The 15,835-nt window shown below is 67.5% G+C and carries 18 protein-coding genes and 1 tRNA gene; 11 read left to right on the forward strand and 8 right to left on the reverse strand.

Annotated features, from left to right (window positions below; genetic code table 11):
• The first annotated feature begins 36 nt into the window (after positions 1-36).
• Positions 37-912, forward strand: a complete 876-nt coding sequence (locus tag JWS14_RS06155) for an SURF1 family cytochrome oxidase biogenesis protein (RefSeq protein WP_072945541.1) — start codon at positions 37-39, stop codon at positions 910-912.
• On the opposite strand, the gene JWS14_RS06160 is transcribed toward JWS14_RS06155, so the two are convergent.
• Entirely contained in the window at positions 853-1,836 is a 984-nt protein-coding gene (locus JWS14_RS06160) for a cobalamin biosynthesis protein (protein ID WP_206012689.1), read from the reverse strand. The two genes, JWS14_RS06155 and JWS14_RS06160, sit on opposite strands and share 60 nt — an antisense overlap.
• Positions 1,837-1,885: 49 nt before the next feature.
• Here JWS14_RS06160 and JWS14_RS06165 point away from each other — a divergent pair, with 49 nt between their 5' ends.
• Together JWS14_RS06165 and JWS14_RS06170 are read left to right on the forward strand one after the other, a co-directional pair.
• Positions 1,886-2,248: a DUF5655 domain-containing protein gene (locus JWS14_RS06165; RefSeq protein WP_072945545.1), complete on the forward strand. Its 363-nt coding sequence runs from the start codon at positions 1,886-1,888 to the stop codon at positions 2,246-2,248.
• A gap of 264 nt (positions 2,249-2,512) precedes the next feature.
• Positions 2,513-2,704: a hypothetical protein gene (locus JWS14_RS06170; protein ID WP_095865214.1), complete on the forward strand. Its 192-nt coding sequence runs from the start codon at positions 2,513-2,515 to the stop codon at positions 2,702-2,704.
• A 4-nt stretch (positions 2,705-2,708) separates the two neighbouring features.
• Here JWS14_RS06170 and JWS14_RS06175 read toward each other — a convergent pair whose 3' ends face one another.
• A complete protein-coding gene (locus JWS14_RS06175; protein WP_072945549.1) occupies positions 2,709-2,903 on the reverse strand; it encodes a hypothetical protein in 195 nt (64 codons plus the stop codon).
• A 135-nt stretch (positions 2,904-3,038) separates the two neighbouring features.
• Here JWS14_RS06175 and JWS14_RS06180 point away from each other — a divergent pair, with 135 nt between their 5' ends.
• On the forward strand, positions 3,039-3,554 hold the full coding sequence (locus JWS14_RS06180; protein ID WP_072945551.1) for a GbsR/MarR family transcriptional regulator: 516 nt from the start codon (positions 3,039-3,041) through the stop codon (positions 3,552-3,554).
• Positions 3,547-3,807: a hypothetical protein gene (locus tag JWS14_RS06185; protein WP_072945553.1), complete on the forward strand. Its 261-nt coding sequence runs from the start codon at positions 3,547-3,549 to the stop codon at positions 3,805-3,807. The genes JWS14_RS06180 and JWS14_RS06185 overlap by 8 nt, the downstream gene beginning before the upstream one ends.
• Positions 3,808-3,868: 61 nt before the next feature.
• Here JWS14_RS06185 and JWS14_RS06190 read toward each other — a convergent pair.
• The 4 genes from JWS14_RS06190 to JWS14_RS06205 all read right to left on the reverse strand — a co-directional run bounded on the left by JWS14_RS06190 (position 3,869) and on the right by JWS14_RS06205 (position 5,637).
• A tRNA-Val gene (locus JWS14_RS06190) sits at positions 3,869-3,940 on the reverse strand.
• Positions 3,941-3,972: 32 nt separating this feature from the next.
• Positions 3,973-4,437 carry a peroxiredoxin gene (locus JWS14_RS06195; protein ID WP_072945554.1) on the reverse strand — a complete coding sequence of 155 codons (465 nt, stop codon included), beginning with the start codon at positions 4,435-4,437 and terminating at the stop codon, positions 3,973-3,975.
• Between the two features lie 42 nt (positions 4,438-4,479).
• Positions 4,480-4,905, reverse strand: a complete 426-nt coding sequence (locus JWS14_RS06200; protein WP_012688155.1) for a DUF3052 domain-containing protein — start codon at positions 4,903-4,905, stop codon at positions 4,480-4,482.
• Positions 4,906-5,073: 168 nt separating this feature from the next.
• Positions 5,074-5,637, reverse strand: a complete 564-nt coding sequence (locus tag JWS14_RS06205) for a hypothetical protein (RefSeq protein WP_241031275.1) — start codon at positions 5,635-5,637, stop codon at positions 5,074-5,076.
• A gap of 196 nt (positions 5,638-5,833) precedes the next feature.
• Between JWS14_RS06205 and aceE the strand changes: the two genes are divergently transcribed.
• The 6 genes from aceE to JWS14_RS06235 all read left to right on the forward strand — a co-directional run bounded on the left by aceE (position 5,834) and on the right by JWS14_RS06235 (position 14,288).
• Positions 5,834-8,689, forward strand: a complete 2,856-nt coding sequence (aceE, locus tag JWS14_RS06210) for a pyruvate dehydrogenase (acetyl-transferring), homodimeric type (RefSeq protein WP_206012690.1) — start codon at positions 5,834-5,836, stop codon at positions 8,687-8,689.
• A gap of 75 nt (positions 8,690-8,764) precedes the next feature.
• Complete coding sequence (locus JWS14_RS06215) at positions 8,765-10,036, forward strand: PucR family transcriptional regulator (protein ID WP_012688158.1); 1,272 nt, start codon at positions 8,765-8,767, stop codon at positions 10,034-10,036.
• 127 nt (positions 10,037-10,163) lie between these two features.
• Positions 10,164-11,081 carry an ACP S-malonyltransferase gene (locus JWS14_RS06220; protein ID WP_206012691.1) on the forward strand — a complete coding sequence of 306 codons (918 nt, stop codon included), beginning with the start codon at positions 10,164-10,166 and terminating at the stop codon, positions 11,079-11,081.
• Between the two features lie 106 nt (positions 11,082-11,187).
• Positions 11,188-11,499 carry a meromycolate extension acyl carrier protein AcpM gene (gene acpM, locus JWS14_RS06225; RefSeq protein ID WP_005247839.1) on the forward strand — a complete coding sequence of 104 codons (312 nt, stop codon included), beginning with the start codon at positions 11,188-11,190 and terminating at the stop codon, positions 11,497-11,499.
• An 8-nt stretch (positions 11,500-11,507) separates the two neighbouring features.
• A complete protein-coding gene (locus JWS14_RS06230) occupies positions 11,508-12,758 on the forward strand; it encodes a KasA/KasB family beta-ketoacyl-ACP synthase (RefSeq protein ID WP_072946664.1) in 1,251 nt (416 codons plus the stop codon).
• Between the two features lie 96 nt (positions 12,759-12,854).
• Positions 12,855-14,288 carry an acyl-CoA carboxylase subunit beta gene (locus tag JWS14_RS06235; RefSeq protein WP_072946663.1) on the forward strand — a complete coding sequence of 478 codons (1,434 nt, stop codon included), beginning with the start codon at positions 12,855-12,857 and terminating at the stop codon, positions 14,286-14,288.
• A 66-nt stretch (positions 14,289-14,354) separates the two neighbouring features.
• Here JWS14_RS06235 and JWS14_RS06240 read toward each other — a convergent pair whose 3' ends face one another.
• Entirely contained in the window at positions 14,355-14,864 is a 510-nt protein-coding gene (locus JWS14_RS06240; protein ID WP_072946662.1) for a DUF3145 domain-containing protein, read from the reverse strand.
• A 125-nt stretch (positions 14,865-14,989) separates the two neighbouring features.
• Entirely contained in the window at positions 14,990-15,808 is an 819-nt protein-coding gene (locus JWS14_RS06245; RefSeq protein ID WP_095865207.1) for a serine hydrolase domain-containing protein, read from the reverse strand.
• Positions 15,809-15,835 lie beyond the last annotated feature (27 nt).

Here is a 15,835-nt window from a genome sequence, read left to right on the forward strand (position 1 = left end):
TCAGGGGCCCGACCTGCGAGCGGCTACCGTGGAGGCGTGCGAAGGCTGAGATTTCTGTTGCGACCCGGCTGGTTGGTGTTGGCCTTGGTGGTCGCCGGATTCGCCTTCATGTGTTTCTACGTGCTCGCGCCGTGGCAGCTCGGCAAGAACACGTCCACGGAGCACCGGAACCAGCTGATCGCCGACTCGGTCGACGCCGAGCCCGTCCCGCTGGAGACCCTGCTGTCCGGCGGTGCGGCGAATCCGGACGACGAGTGGCGCCGCGTCACCGCGACCGGGTCGTACGTGCAGAACAGTGATCTGCTGGTCCGGTTGCGGTCCATCGAGTCGCAGCCCGCGTACGAGGTCCTGACCCCGTTGCAGCTGACCGACGGCCGCGCCATCCTGGTCAACCGCGGCTACGTGCGCCCGATCCAGGGCACCGAGGCGCCGCCGGTGGATCCGCCGCCGGCCGGGCCGGTGACGCTCGACGGTCGCGTCCGCAAGTCCGAGGGCACCATCGCGGGCAAGGAGCCGATCGACGAGAACGGGCTCCGGCAGGTGTACTACATCGACGCGGGCCAGATCGGCGGTTACATCGGCACCGACCTCGTCGACGCGTACGTGCAACTCGAACCCGATCAGCCGGGTGGCCTCGGCACTATTCCGCTCCCGCAACTCGACGCGGGCCCGTACCTGTCGTACGGCCTGCAGTGGCTGGCGTTCGGCATCATGGCCCCGCTCGGCCTGGCCTACTTCATCCGCGCGGAGTGGCGCGAACGCCGCAGGGAAAAGTCCGCGAAGGCCGCCGACGACGCCGCTCCCGCGCCCGTGGCCCGGAAGAAGCCGTTCACCCGGAGCAAACCGGTGGAATCAGCGCCGAGGACGGCGGCGGAAGCGAAACTGGCCGACCGCTACGGCAAGGGCCGCTGACACCAGCGCCGCACCACCCTGCACCGCGGTCGACAGCCGCACCGCCCGGTCGAGGTCGACGGGCCGGGGCGATGGCCCGGATCCGAGCACAGGTCGCATCTCGACGCCGTGCGCGTATTCGGTGCGCCCGCCCAGCGAGATCCCGAGAGCGCCCGCCGCGCTGGCCTCCGCGACACCGGCGTTGGGGCTGGGGTGCTGGGACGCGTCGCGCCGCCACGCCTCCCACGCCTCCTTCGGCGACCCGCCGACCGCCGGCGCGGCGACGACCGACAGCGCACCCGTCAGGCGGGCGGGCAGCAGGTTGAGGAGGTCGTCCCACCGCGCCGCGGCCCAGCCGAAGTTGCCGTACTTCGGCGAGCGGTAGCCGACCATCGCGTCCAGGGTGTTGGAGGCCCGGTAGACGAACAGTCCGGGGATGCCGGCCACCGCGCCCCACACGAACGCCCCGACCGCGGAATCGGACGTGTTCTCGGCCACCGACTCCAGCGTCGCCCGGGTGAGCCCGTCGACGCCGAGCACACTGGGGTCGCGACCGCACAGCGACGGCAAGAGGGCGCGGGCGGAGGCGAGGTCGTCCGCCTCGAGGTGCGCGGCCATTCTCGACCCGGTCCGTCCCAGGGACGTTCCGCCGAGCACCGCCCACGCTGCGACGGCGGTCGCGGCTGCCTCGCCGGCCCAGCCCCCGCGCCGCGCCACCCGCGCCGCGGCGACCCCCAGACCCGCCGCTCCACCGACCAGGACGGCAACGTGCACGATTCCGGCCGGCCGGGAGTCGCGGTACGTCGCCTTCTCCAATGCCATTGCGGTGCGGCCGAATCCGGCCACGGGATGCCATCGGGCGGGGTCGGCGAACGCGCGGTCGGCGGCGAAGCCGAGGAGCAGGCCTGCGGCGCGCGCGGTGGCGGGACGGGAGGTTCGATGCACGCCGCTATTTGTATCAACTAACGTTGCAGGCGATGTAAAGGAGCGTCCCATGAGTGCCGCGATCGACGAGTACCTGGCAGGCAAGGATCCGGACGCCACCGAGCGCCTGCTGCAGTTCCGTGACCTCGTTCTGGCCTGCGGCGAGGTGGACGAGCGCGTCCACCGGACCGAGGTCGCGTGGGCTCGGGCCCGCGTCTTCGCTGCCGCGTTCATCTATTCGTCGCGGCTCGAGATCGCCCTCGACCTGCGCCGCCGCGTCCATCACCCGCAGTTGCGGGAGGCGTTTCCCACCACGAAGACGGTGATCACGCACCGGTTGACGATCACCTCCGACGATCAGCTCGACGACACCCTGGCCGAGCTCCTCGCGGAGGCCTACGACACGGTGGGTCCGGGCACGCGCACCCGGTAGAGGCCGTCCCTGCCGGACGGACACGTTCCGGTCGGAATGTCTGATTCCTGAAACTCTCCTGAGGAACTCGCCAAGCGCCCTTTCGTGCGCCTACCATGGTATTTGCCGCCTCGTTCCCCCCATTCAGGGGCGGCGCACGGCCCCGCCCCGCTCACATCTTCGGTGCTGACTCAACACCCACGTGGCCCGGCGGGGTTCTGCGCGTCCGGTGGGGAATTTCAGTGAGCCATTGGAATCGGCGACTGGGCCTGAGACGATCGAAGGGTGTCCAGCGACGTGACGAAGCTCGGCGACGACGAACTGCTCGCGCTTCTCGCCGAGCAGCGAGCGCTGCTCGGCGAGTCGATCGCGAACGATTACGGCTGCGGAACGGTGCGCACCGTCACCAGCCGGATCGCCGAACTCGAGGCCGAACTCGATCGCCGCGGATCGACGGCCTCGCGACACGGCACCTGACCGACTACCGGGAGGGGCGGCTCGTGGCCGGCGCAGCCCAGACGCCGGCCACTCCCCCGCCGTCCTCGTAACGGTCGATCTTCACGATGCCCGCCCCGGGCTCGGTGGGCCGGTGCGTCTCGTTGACAGCCTGGAAGTCTGATTCGAAGGTTCTGTCGCTCGACGTGCCGTTGCGCAGCGTCACCTTGTACCTGGACATATCAGGAATATGCCACTGCAGGCGAAGCTCCGGGCGATGAACAGGTTAACTCCACGAAACCAGTCGGAGCACCGCAGCCGAACTGAAATGACACAAATCTGTGTTATTTCAGTCAGGACTGCTACCTTCGGTGCTGTGCCGTCCGACACACAGCTGATCTTCGCCGACCACGTCGGCCGCTTCTACGCCCGCCAGTACGGCTTCCCTCCGATGGCAGGACGTCTGCTGGGGTACCTGTTCGTATGCGACCCGCCGCAGCAGACGATCGACGAGCTGGGCGAAGCCCTCCTGGCGAGCCGGAGCGCCGTCACCGGCGCGGTCAAACTGCTCGAGGGCTATCGGATGGCGCGGCGCACCCGCGTGGCCGGTGAACGGGTGGACCGGGTGAGCCTGGACCCGGCGAGTCAGCAACCGCAGAACTTCGATTCCGCCCTCCACCGCGAGCACGCGGCACTGTTCCGGGAGGGGCTGGCGTTGCTGGCCGACGCCCCACCCGAACGCCGCGCTCCGCTCGAGGAGATGATCGCGCTGGCCGAGTTCCTCAGCGAGCGACTGCCTGAGTTGCGGGACGAATGGCACACACGCCGCGATGAGCTCCGAGCCCGGCGAACCAGCACAGTCGATCGAGAAGGGGACGTGCATCATGACTGAATCCGACCTGTCCGCTCTGCGCGAGCGAGCCGCGAACGGCGACGCGACGGCGGTCGACATCCTGATCGAACTCGCCGGCGAGCGGGGTGACATGGCCGAACTCCGGCGCCTCGCCGAGGGCGGCAGCTCCGACGCGGCCGACCAGCTCATCGAAGTCGCCACCGAACTGGGCGACCTGGACGAACTCCGGCGACTCGCCGACAGCGGAAACATCACCGCCGCCGAGCAGCTCGCGGAACTCACCGACGACTGACACCGGCGAAACGAGAAAGCCCCGACCGCGCACGAGCGCAGATCGGGGCCTTGCCTGACGGTGGGCGCGGAGGGTTTCGAACCCCCGACCGCTGGTGTGTAAAACCAGAGCTCTACCACTGAGCTACACGCCCGAACATCCGGCGAGAACCTCGCCGGATGCGCATCAGGACTCTAGCGTGGCGAGCGCTTTCTCCCAAGCTCCCTGGTCACGGGCCTCTCCGGGCCCGTTCATCTCGGCGAACCGGATGATGCCTTCCTTGTCGATGACGAAGGTGCCGCGGTTCGCGAAGCCCAGCTTGTCGTTGAAGACGCCGTACTGCTGCGCGACCGCGCCGTGCGGCCAGAAGTCGGCGAGCAGCGGGAAGGTGTATCCCTGTTCGGCGGACCAGATCTTGTGGGTCGGCGACGCACCGACGGAGAGGGCGAGGATCGCCGTCTCGTCGTTCTCGAACTTCGGCAGTTCGTCGCGAACCTTGCAGAGCTCACCCTGGCACGTTCCGGTGAACGCGAGCGGGTAGAACACGAGCAGGACGTTCTTCTTTCCGCGGTAATCGGAAAGCGTCACCTCCTGGTTGTTCTGGTCCTTGAGGGTGAAATCGGGGGCGGTGGTGCCCACCTCGAGCGGCATGACGTGATTCCTTCGGTGAGTGAACGGGAAACGTGAGACTGTTCAGCGCTTGTTCGCGGGACGCGACTTCGGCTGAACCAGACGGCTTCCCGACCAGTCTCCGAGATTTGCCGCCGACGTCTGGGTGAGACCGGCTGTGGGCGCGGACTCGGCGATCTCGCTGGGCTCCACGTGACCGGGCTGACCGGTCTTGGGGGTGAGGACCCACACGAATCCATCGTCGGCCAGGGGCCCGATGGCATCCATGAGGGCGTCGACGAGGTCTCCGTCTTCGTCGCGCCACCACAGCAGCACGACGTCGATGACCTCGTCGGAATCCTCGTCCAGCAGTTCTCCACCGATGGTGTCCTCGACCGCGGCACGCAGGTCGTCGTCGGTGTCCTCGTCCCAGCCCAGTTCCTGTACCGCCATGTCGGCAGTGATCCCGAGTTTCTGAGCGTAGTTTTGGGCGTCCGCCGCGGCGACCACGGTGGGGTCCTCCTTTTGTTGACGGTGCTCGGATACCCGAACACCTGCCGGATGAAGATCAATTAGGTGAAAGCGAACATGCTCGAACGCTTTCGCGCAAGCCGACCACGCGAATTTTTCTGAGAATGTAGTGATGCGTGGTCATCGACCGAGCCTACGGTGCGGGAGTCACGATGTGGGGCAGGCTGCCCGAATCGAGTCGCTGAGCTCGTCTCCGCGGCTCGCGAGAGTGTTCAGAATGTCTCCGCGTTGCCCGCTGTCGACGGCCGCAGCGAGTTCGCGATAGTTGTTCGCGTAATCGGTGAGGAGTCCGGTCAAGTCGGGGGGAAGTGCGGGCGTGGCGGCGTTCGCACCGTCCGCGGCCGACCGGAGTGCCGCCGCCGCGGCACTCGCTTTCGCGCCGGTGTCCGCGGCTTCGGCGTTGGCGGCATCGATGAACGTGTTGTAGGTATCGATCGTGTCGCCGGCCCGGGTCACGAACATCGTGCACTGCTCCACGAGCGCCTCCCGCTCGGCCGCAGCCTTCTGCGAGGACGACGCGGCCACCGATGAGGACGTCGCTTCGGCGGCGTACTCGGCGGCCTGGGAATCGTTCTGCTGCGCGGTTCCCTCGATCGCGCCGCCACATCCGGCGATGACGCCGGCGCCGACGATCGCCGCGGCGGCAGCACTCAGCAGCCCCCAGCGGCGCGACGACGTGCACATTCGTCTCCCCCACGTTTTCGACGACATCGATAAATTCAACATTCGCCCCCGGATCTGCGCAAACGCTACCGAAGAGTAACCCGAGCACGGTGTGCCGACCGCGCCGCAATGGGGAAAGATGAGGGTGCGCCATATTCATAAAGGAGATGGATCGGGCCTAACAAGGCCGCGATCGCATGGAGAGGACGCCACACCGCGCGTCCCACCACAATGAGGAGCAACGTTGTCAGACCTGATCCAGGGACCCGCGTCTCAACCGGATTCCGCCACACCCGGCGCCGGAGCGGCCCAACCTTCCAACCCCAGTGCGACCCCGGGCTCCGACGGACGCGTGCGCGTCATCCGTGAGGGTGTTGCGTCGTATCTGCCGGATATCGATCCGGATGAGACCACGGAGTGGTTGGAATCGTTCGATGGTTTGTTGGACCGGTCCGGTCCGACTCGTGCCCGGTATCTGATGTTGCGGATGCTCGAGCGGGCCGGGGAGAAGCACGTCGCTCTGCCGGCGTTGACGTCGACCGATTATGTGAACACCATCCCGACGGAGAACGAGCCGTGGTTCCCCGGCGACGAGGAGGTCGAGCGCCGGTACCGGGCGTTCATCCGGTGGAACGCGGCGGTGATGGTGACCCGCGCGCAGCGCCCCGGGGTGGGTGTCGGTGGCCACATCTCCACCTACGCCTCCTCCGCCGCGCTGTACGAGGTGGGGTTCAACCACTTCTTCCGCGGCAAGGACCATCCCGGCGGTGGGGATCAGATCTTCATCCAGGGCCACGCCTCCCCGGGTATTTATGCGCGCGCGTTTTTGGAGGGGCGGATCCCGGCGGAGCGGATGGACGGGTTCCGGCAGGAACACTCGCACACCGACCAGGGTGGCGGGTTGCCGTCGTACCCGCACCCGCGGTTGCTGCCCGATTTCTGGGAGTTCCCGACGGTGTCGATGGGGTTGGGCCCGATGAACGCCATCTACCAGGCCAGGTTCAACCATTACCTGCACGACCGCGGCATCAAGGACACCGCCGACCAGCACGTGTGGGCGTTCCTGGGTGACGGGGAGATGGACGAACCCGAATCCCGCGGCCTCGCCCATGTGGCGGCCACCGAGGGCCTGGACAATTTGACGTTTGTGGTGAACTGCAACCTGCAGCGCCTCGACGGCCCGGTCCGCGGTAACGGGAAGATCATCCAGGAGTTGGAGTCGTTCTTCCGCGGCGCCGGCTGGAACGTGATCAAGGTGGTCTGGGGCCGCGAGTGGGATGCCCTGCTGCACGCGGACCGGGACGGCGCCCTGGTCAATTTGATGAACGTCACTCCGGACGGCGACTACCAGACGTACAAGGCGAACGACGGCGGGTATGTGCGGGAGCACTTCTTCGGCCGGGACCCGCGGACGAAGGAGCTGGTCGCGAACCTCTCGGATCAGGACATCTGGAACCTCAAACGCGGCGGCCACGATTACCGCAAGATCTACGCCGCGTACGCGGCGGCGATGGCGCACAAGGGTCAGCCGACGGTGATCCTGGCGCACACCATCAAGGGGTACACCCTGGGTAAGCATTTCGAGGGCCGCAACGCCACCCACCAGATGAAGAAGCTGACCCTCGATGATCTGAAGAATTTCCGGGACCTGCAGCGGATCCCGATCTCCGACGCGGAGTTGGAGAAGAACCCGAAGATGCCGCCGTACTACCACCCCGGCCCCGATGCCCCGGAGATCCAGTACATGCTGGACCGCCGCAAGGCGCTGGGCGGGTTCCTGCCGCAGCGGCGCACCGGCGTGGCGCCGTTGCCGCAGCCGGCGGACTCGACCTACGACGTGGTCCGCAAGGGTTCCGGTAAGCAGCAGGTCGCGACCACCATGGCGTTGGTGCGGATCATGAAGGAGCTGTTGCGGGACAAGGAGATCGGGAAGCGGATCGTGCCGATCATCCCGGACGAGGCCCGCACCTTCGGGATGGACTCCTGGTTCCCCTCGCTCAAGATCTACAACCGTAACGGGCAGCTGTACACGGCGGTGGATGCGGAGCTGATGCTGGCGTACAAGGAGTCCGAGATCGGGCAGATCCTGCACGAGGGCATCAACGAGGCCGGCTCGACGGCCTCGTTCACCGCGGTCGGCACCTCCTACGCCACGCACGGTGAGCCGATGATCCCGCTGTACATCTTCTACTCGATGTTCGGGTTCCAGCGCACCGGCGACGGCCTGTGGGCGGCCGCCGATCAGATGGCCCGCGGGTTCGTGCTCGGTGCCACCGCCGGCCGCACCACCCTGACCGGGGAGGGGTTGCAGCACGCCGACGGGCACTCGCTGCTGCTGGCCTCGACCAACCCGGCGGCGGTGGCCTACGATCCGGCGTTCTCCTACGAGATCGCGCACATCGTCAAGGACGGGCTGCGCCGGATGTACGGCGGCACCGACGGGGTGGACGGGTTCGGTGGGGAGGACATCTTCTACTACATCACCCTCTACAACGAGCCCTACTCCCAGCCCGCCGAGCCCGCCGACCTGAACGTCGAGGGCCTGCTCAAGGGCCTGTACCTGTTCAAGAAGTCCGAGGCCTCGGGCCCGAAGGCGCAGATCCTGGTCTCCGGTGTCACCATGCCCGAGGGCCTGCGGGCGCAGCAGCTGCTCGCCGACGAGTGGGGTGTGGCCGCCGACGTGTGGTCGGTCACCTCCTGGGGTGAACTGCGCCGCGACGGCATCGAATCCGAACGCCAGGCGCTGCGGGACCCGGGCACCGACGCCCCGCTGCCCTACGTCACCCAGGCGCTGTCGGATGCGGCCGGCCCGTTCGTGGCGGCCTCGGACTGGATGCGCGCCGTCGCCGACCAGATCCGCCAGTGGGTCCCCGGCTCGTACACCACCCTCGGCACCGACGGGTTCGGGTTCTCCGACACCCGCCCCGCCGCCCGCCGGTACTTCAACGTCGACGCCGAATCCATCGTCGTCGCCGTCCTGTCCGCCCTCGCCGGCGAAGGCACCCTCGACCGCTCCAAGGCCGTCGAAGCCGCCACGAAGTACCGCATCGACGACGTCCGCGCCGCCGCCGTCTCCTACACGGATACCGGAAGCGCGTAACGCCGCCATCCTCACCCACCGCCGCCCGTGTGTCCGTCGGACAACACGGGCGGCGGTGCGCGTAGGTTCTTGACTATGGTCGAGCAGAGTCCGTTGGTCTCCCGCAGACGACAAACCCGGGATCCGTTGCCCGACGCACTGTTGCGTCGCGTCAAACAGTTCTCCGGGCGCCTCTCGACCGAGGCCGTCACGACGATGCAGGATCAACTGCCGTTCTTCGACGACCTCGACGCCGCTCAGCGTTCCAACGTGCAGTTGCTGGTCCAGACCGCGGTGGTCAACTTCCTCGAATGGCTGAAGAACCCGGACAGTGACATCCGGTTCAGTCTGGACGCGTTCCAGGTGATTCCGCAGGATCTGGCACGCAGGCTCACTCTCAGCCAGACGGTGGACATGGTGCGGGTGGCGATGGAGTTCTTCGAGCAGTGGCTCCCGGCGCTCGCCCGTAACGACCAGCAGCTGATCGCGCTCACCGAGGCCGTGCTGCGGTACGGCCGCGAACTGGGTTTCGCAGCTGCCTCCGTGTATGCGAGTGCTGCGGAGTCCCGCGGCGCCTGGGACACGCGGCTCGAGGCCCTCGTGGTCGACGCCGTGGTCCGCGGCGACACCGGGTCCGACATGTTGTCGCGGGCGGCGACCCTCAACTGGGATGCCACCGCTCCCGCCACCGTCATCGTCGGCACACCCCCCGAGGACGAACGGGTCTCCGTCGTCGGCACGGTCCACACCATCGCGCAGAGGCACGGCCGCGCCGCGCTCGCGGTCGTGCAGGGTTCGCGGCTGGTGATGGTCGTCAGCGGCGAGCTGCAGGAGGGGTCGGGGCACTCGAGTTTCATGACCGACCTGCTCGGCAAGTTCTCGGACGAGCCCGTGATCATCGGACCGACCACGCCGACACTCGGCGCGGCTCACTTCAGTGCCGTCGAGGCGCTTGCCGCGATGCAGGCGGTCGCCGGGTGGCGGGGCGCCCCCCGGCCCGTCCACGCGGCCGAGTTGCTACCGGAGCGCGCACTGCTCGGAGACAACGCCGCAGTCACCGCTCTCAACGACCATCTGGTCGCTCCGCTGGCGGCCGCCGGAGGTGTTCTCACCGACACTCTGGACGCGTATCTCGACTGTGGAGGTGCGGTTGAGACTTGCGCCCGGCAGCTGTTTGTTCATCCAAATACTGTGCGGTATCGACTCAAGAGAATCGCCGAAGTCACCGGGCGCGATCCGACGAATCCACGGGATGCGTATGTGCTCAGAGTGGCCGCTACCGTGGGTCGATTGACACATTCCCATAACGAACCCATATCACGTTTAACACCAGTCACACCCTTCCCATTCGGAGAAGCAGGGCTGTAACGAACGTCTGTCCAGATTCGATGCGAGGACCCCACGTGCAATTTTGTGGGAACCCAACAAATCCGCCGACAAAGGTTCATCCGCAACGACATCTCGCGGTACGCCGTTGACGGTGTTCTCTTGAAGAGTGATTTCGTTGCTCGCCCCGGGTCAGGGCTCTCAGACTCCCGGCATGCTCATCCCTTGGTTGGAGCTGCCGGGTTCTCATGACCGTGTCGCACTGTGGTCGAAGGCTGCCGGCCTCGACCTCGTCCGCCTCGGTACCACCGCGACCGCGGAGGAGATCACCGACACGTCGGTGACTCAGCCTCTCGTCGTGGCCGCCGCGATCCTCGCCTTCGAGGAACTCGACGCGCGTGGCCTGATTCCCGCAGACACCATCGCGGCCGGGCACTCCGTCGGTGAACTCGCCGCAGCGGCAGTCGCCGGAGTCCTCTCCGCCGACGACGCCGTCGCCCTCGCCGCCGTCCGCGGCGCGGAGATGGCCAAGGCCTGCGCACTCGAACCGACCGGGATGTCCGCGGTCCTCGGGGGCGACGAGGCCGAGGTGCTCGCCCGACTCGACGAACTGGGCCTCGAACCGGCCAACCGCAACGCCGCGGGCCAGATCGTCGCGGCAGGCCTGCTGTCGGCGCTCGAGGAACTCGCAGCCAACCCGCCGGAGAAGGCTCGGGTGCGTGCACTGCCCGTCGCGGGCGCGTTCCACACCCGGTTCATGGCTCCCGCGCAGGAGGCCGTCACCGAGGCTGCGTCCAAGATCACACCGGGTGAACCCACCCGCACTCTGCTCTCCAACGCCGACGGCGCACCGGTCGCATCCGGAGCCGACGCACTGACTAAGCTGGCCGCGCAGGTAACCCGACCTGTGCGTTGGGACCTGTGTACCGCAAGCCTGCGGACCGCTCAGGTCTCGGCGATCGCGGAACTTCCACCAGCCGGAACCCTGGTCGGTATCGCCAAGCGTGAAATGCGCGGCACGCCGACTCTGGCACTCAAGACCCCGGGGGATATCTCCGCGCTAGCCGAACTGACAGAACTCGGCTAGTTTGCTGCGCGCACCTCGGTGCGTGCAGGGCCCGCAGGCGCGGCCGATGGGGACGTGCCTGCACAACTCCAGATACATCTACACCGAATCAGAAGGGAGCCACTCAGTGGCCGCCACCCAGGAAGACATCATCGCCGGACTCGCGGAGATCATCGAGGAGGTCACCGGTATTGAGCCGTCCGAGGTGACCATCGAAAAGTCTTTCGTCGACGACCTCGACATCGACTCCCTCTCCATGGTTGAGATCGCCGTCCAGACCGAGGACAAGTACGGCGTGAAGATCCCCGACGAGGATCTCGCCGGACTGCGCACCGTCGGTGACGCCGTGTCGTACATCCAGAAGCTCGAAGCAGAAGGTGGCGCCGACGCGGAGGCCGTGAAGGCCAAGCTCGAAGCTGCCAAGAACGACGAGGAGTGAGCTCAGCCGTGACTTCCGCCTCGACCAACGGGAGACAGTTCCCCAACATCGTCGTCACCAGCCTCGCGGCTACGACGTCGATCGCTGGTGACGTGGATGCCACGTGGAAAGGCCTGTTGGCCGGCGAGAGCGGCATCGACACCATCCAGGAAGCGTTCGTCACGGAGAACGACCTTCCGGTGACGATCGGCGGCAAGCTGAAGGTGTCGCCCGACGAGTCCTTGTCCCGGGTCGAGATCCGCCGGATGAGTTTCGTCGAGCGGCTGGCGCTCGTCCTGGGCCGTCAGGTCTGGGAGAACGCCGGCAGCCCGGAGGTCGACAAGGATCGCCTCGGCGTCGTGATCGGCACCGGACTCGGCGGCGGCGAAGCTCTGATCGACGCCGTCGAGAAGATGAAGGCCGGTGGCTACCGCAAGGTGTCGCCGTTCGCCGTCCAGATGGTGATGCCCAACGGTCCGTCGGCCACCGTCGGACTCGAACTGGGGGCTCGCGCCGGAGTGATCACTCCCGTGTCGGCCTGCTCCTCGGGTTCCGAGGCCATCGCCCATGCGTACCGCATGCTGGTGATGGGCGACGCCGACATCATCGTCGCCGGTGGTGTGGAGGGTTACCTCGACGCCGTGCCGATCGCGAGCTTCGCGATGATGCGTGCGCTGAGCACCCGCAACGACGATCCGAAGGCGGCTTCACGGCCGTTCGACAAGGATCGCGACGGCTTCGTGTTCGGTGAGGCCGGAGCGATGATGGTCCTCGAGACCGAGGAGCACGCCAAGGCTCGCGGTGCCACCATCCACGCCCGCCTGTTGGGCGCGGGGATCACCTCCGACGGGTTCCACATCGTCGCTCCCGATCCCTCGGGTTCGGGCGCTGCGCGGGCCATGACGAGGGCGATCGAGACTGCTGGATTGACGAAGAAGGACATCCAGCACATCAACGCGCACGCCACGGCTACGCCGATCGGTGACACCGCCGAGGCGAACGCCATCAAGGCTGCCGTCGGCAACCATGCTGCGGTGTACGCACCGAAGTCCGCGTTGGGGCACTCGATCGGCGCCGTCGGTGCGCTCGAGGCGGTGCTCACGGTCCTGAGTCTGCGTGACGGAGTCATTCCGCCCACGCTGAATCTCGAGAATCAGGATCCAGAGATCGACCTGGATGTCGTCAAGGGCGAAGCCCGTTACGGCGAGATCGATTTCGCGATCAACAACTCGTTTGGTTTCGGTGGGCACAACGTCGCGCTCGCCTTCGGCCGGGCCTGACAGCCGGTCCTGCTAGATCGCGGGTGGAGACCCCTTCGCTGAAGGGGTCTCCACCCATCGACAGCCCACGAGGGGCCCGCTACAGAGGAGGACGCGATGACAATCCTGGCACCCGCGACGAAGTCCGATGCGTCGATCGATCCGCGCGATCCCCTTGCGCGCCTGGAGAAGCTGTTCGACGCCGGGACGGTCGTCCCGCTCCATCCGCGTGACAAGTCCGGTGTGCTGGCCGCGTCCGGCAACATCGACGGTGTCCGCACCATCGCCTACTGCTCCGATGCCACCGTCATGGGCGGCGCCATGGGTGTCGAGGGCTGCAAGCACATCGTGACGGCGATCGATACCGCCCTCGCCGAAGATGCCCCCATCGTCGGGCTCTGGCACTCGGGTGGCGCGCGTCTCGCCGAGGGCGTCGAGGCCCTGCACGCCGTCGGACTGGTCTTCGAGGCCATGGTCCGCGCGTCCGGCCGCGTCCCACAGATTTCCGTCGTCCTCGGCTTCGCGGCCGGTGGTGCGGCATACGGTCCCGCGTTGACCGACGTCGTCATCATGGCGCCCGAGGCCCGCGTGTTCGTCACCGGACCCGACGTGGTCCGCAGCGTCACCGGCGAGCAGGTCGACATGGTGTCGCTCGGCGGCCCCGACACGCACACGAAGAAGTCGGGTGTGGCGCACATCGCCGCCCACGACGAGGGTGACGCTCTGCACCGGGCACGCCGCCTGGTGTCCATGTTCTGCGAGCAGGGCGAGTTCGATCAGGCCGCGGCCGCGCACGGCGACACCGATCTCCGCGCGCTCATGCCGGAGTCGGCGAAGCGCGCCTACGACGTCCGCCCGATCGTTCACGAACTTCTCGACAACGTCGAGGGTGAGTCGAGTTTCGAGGAACTGCAGGGCAATTACGCCCGCAGCATCGTCACCGGGCTCGGACGCCTCGGTGGCCGCACCGTCGGTGTCATCGCCAACAACCCGCTCCGCCTGGGTGGGTGCCTGAACTCGGAGAGCGCCGAGAAGTCGGCTCGCTTCGTCCGGCTGTGCAACGCGTTCGGCATCCCGCTGGTCGTGGTCGTGGACGTTCCGGGATACCTCCCCGGTGTGAGCATGGAATGGGAAGGCGTCGTGCGCCGCGGAGCCAAGCTGCTCCACGCGTTCGCCGAAGCCACCGTGCCCCGGGTGACGGTCGTGACCCGCAAGATCTACGGCGGCGCCTACATCGCCATGAACTCCCGCGCTCTCGGCGCCACCGCCGTCTACGCGTGGCCCGACGCCGAGGTCGCAGTCATGGGCGCGAAGGCGGCCGTGGGCATCCTGCACAAGCGGGCCCTGGCCGCGGCGCCGGAAGAAGAGCGGGAGGCCCTGCACGAGCGACTGGCCGTCGAGCACGAGAGCATCGCCGGCGGCGTCGACCGTGCCGTCGCGATCGGTGTGGTGGACGAGGAGATCGACCCGGCCAAGACGCGCAGTGTCGTCACCGCGGCCCTCGCCGCCGCCCCCTCCACCCGCGGCGACCACAAGAACATCCCGCTGTGATCTGAGCATTGATCGAGAGAAGGCCCCCACCGGCGGTGGGGGCCTTTTCGCGTCCGTGTGCGGGTGTCAGCCGACGTCGCGGCGCAGCCAGGTGACCTCGGCGCCTTCGCCGCCGCTGCGGAACGGCTCGAGCGCCTCGTCCCAGGCGGTTCCGAGGGCGTAGTCCAGTTCGGTGGCGATGTCACCGCCGGCCTCCATCAGTGCCCGCAGACGCATCTCCCCCACGACGACATCGCCGTTCGCGCTGGTGGATCCGTGCCACAGACCCATGCCGGGCACGTGGCTGAACCGTTCGCCGTCCACGCCCTCGCTGGCGTCCTCGGTGACCTCGAAGCGCAGCATCGGCCAGGCGCGGAGCGCATTGACCAACCGCGAGGCGGTGCCGACGGGCCCCACCCAATTGGTGGTCGCGCGCAGGACGCCGTTGGAGGCCGGCTGCGAGGTCCATTTCAGGTTCGCTCGGCAGTCGAGGGTCGCGGTCAGCGCCCATTCGATATGGGGGCACAACGCGGCGGGCGACGAGTGGATGTAGACAACACCAGCCGTCACGTCCGCGAACTGATTCAATGCGCGCACTCGAGCCTCCTGCTTCGACGAGGGACGTCTTCCCCAACGGCCTCAGTCGGTGTGTGCAGCACGCTCGGTTGACCAGTGTGCCCTGTGATGCCTGTGTTGCGCCAGTGATTCGAGCAATCGGTGTGTCATCGCCTTTCGCGTTCCGCGAGAATACCGTCGCTCAGCTCGGTCCACACGGGCTTGGCCCAGTCGCCGAAGTCCCGGTCCGTCAACGCGACGCACGCCAGCCCCGCGGCCGGGTCGACCCAGAGGAACGTGCCGGACTGCCCGAAGTGGCCGAACGTCCGCGGCGAGTTGCCCGTTCCGGTCCAGTGCGGGCTCTTGGCCGACCGGATCTCGAATCCCAGACCCCAGTCGTTGGGGCGCTGAGAGCCGTATCCGGGCAGGATTCCGTCCAGTCCGGGGAATTGCACCGAAGTGGCATCTGCGAACGTCTGAGGCGAAATGAGCGCCGGGCGGAACAGTTCGGCGGTGAAGCGGCCGAGATCTCCCGCCGACGCCTGCGCTCCGTGGCCGGCGGGCCCGACCAGAGCGGACGCGTCCATCGACAGCGGAGCGAACACGGATTCCGCCACGTAGTCGGCGAAGTCGATCGACGTCTCGGCGGTGAGGAAGTCGGCGAGCACCTCGTAGCCTGCACTCGAGTAGATCCGCTTGCGCCCCGGCGTCGTCTGCACCCGGTTCGCGTCGAAGGCGAGACCCGACGCGTGCGCCAGGAGATGACGCACCGTCGAGCCCTCGGGGCCTGCGGACTGGTCGAGTTCGACGGCCCCCTCCTCGGTGGCCACCAGGACTGCGTACGCGCACAGCAGTTTGGTCACCGAGGCCAGCGGGAAGACGCGCTGCTGGTCGCCGTACTCGCCGATCACCCCTTCGTCTCGCGACAGGACCACCGCCGCAGCGTTGTCCACGGGCCATCGGGCGATCTGATCGAGACTCTGCACCCGGTCAGACTACGAGAGCCGCCACCG

The sequence above is a fragment of the Rhodococcus koreensis genome (assembly GCF_017068375.1).
In the GTDB taxonomy this organism is placed as follows: domain Bacteria; phylum Actinomycetota; class Actinomycetes; order Mycobacteriales; family Mycobacteriaceae; genus Rhodococcus_F; species Rhodococcus_F koreensis.

What these genes read in the sequence shown, in the direction of transcription:
- JWS14_RS06175 (WP_072945549.1), bottom strand. Translation starts at nt 2,903, where the DNA reads ATGTCCAGGTACAAGGTGACGCTGCGCAACGGCACGTCGAGCGACAGA.
- JWS14_RS06235 (WP_072946663.1), top strand. Translation starts at nt 12,855, where the DNA reads ATGACAATCCTGGCACCCGCGACGAAGTCCGATGCGTCGATCGATCCG.
- JWS14_RS06195 (WP_072945554.1), bottom strand. Translation starts at nt 4,437, where the DNA reads ATGCCGCTCGAGGTGGGCACCACCGCCCCCGATTTCACCCTCAAGGAC.
- JWS14_RS06165 (WP_072945545.1), top strand. Translation starts at nt 1,886, where the DNA reads ATGAGTGCCGCGATCGACGAGTACCTGGCAGGCAAGGATCCGGACGCC.
- JWS14_RS06205 (WP_241031275.1), bottom strand. Translation starts at nt 5,637, where the DNA reads ATGTCGTCGAAAACGTGGGGGAGACGAATGTGCACGTCGTCGCGCCGC.
- JWS14_RS06215 (WP_012688158.1), top strand. Translation starts at nt 8,765, where the DNA reads ATGGTCGAGCAGAGTCCGTTGGTCTCCCGCAGACGACAAACCCGGGAT.
- JWS14_RS06185 (WP_072945553.1), top strand. Translation starts at nt 3,547, where the DNA reads ATGACTGAATCCGACCTGTCCGCTCTGCGCGAGCGAGCCGCGAACGGC.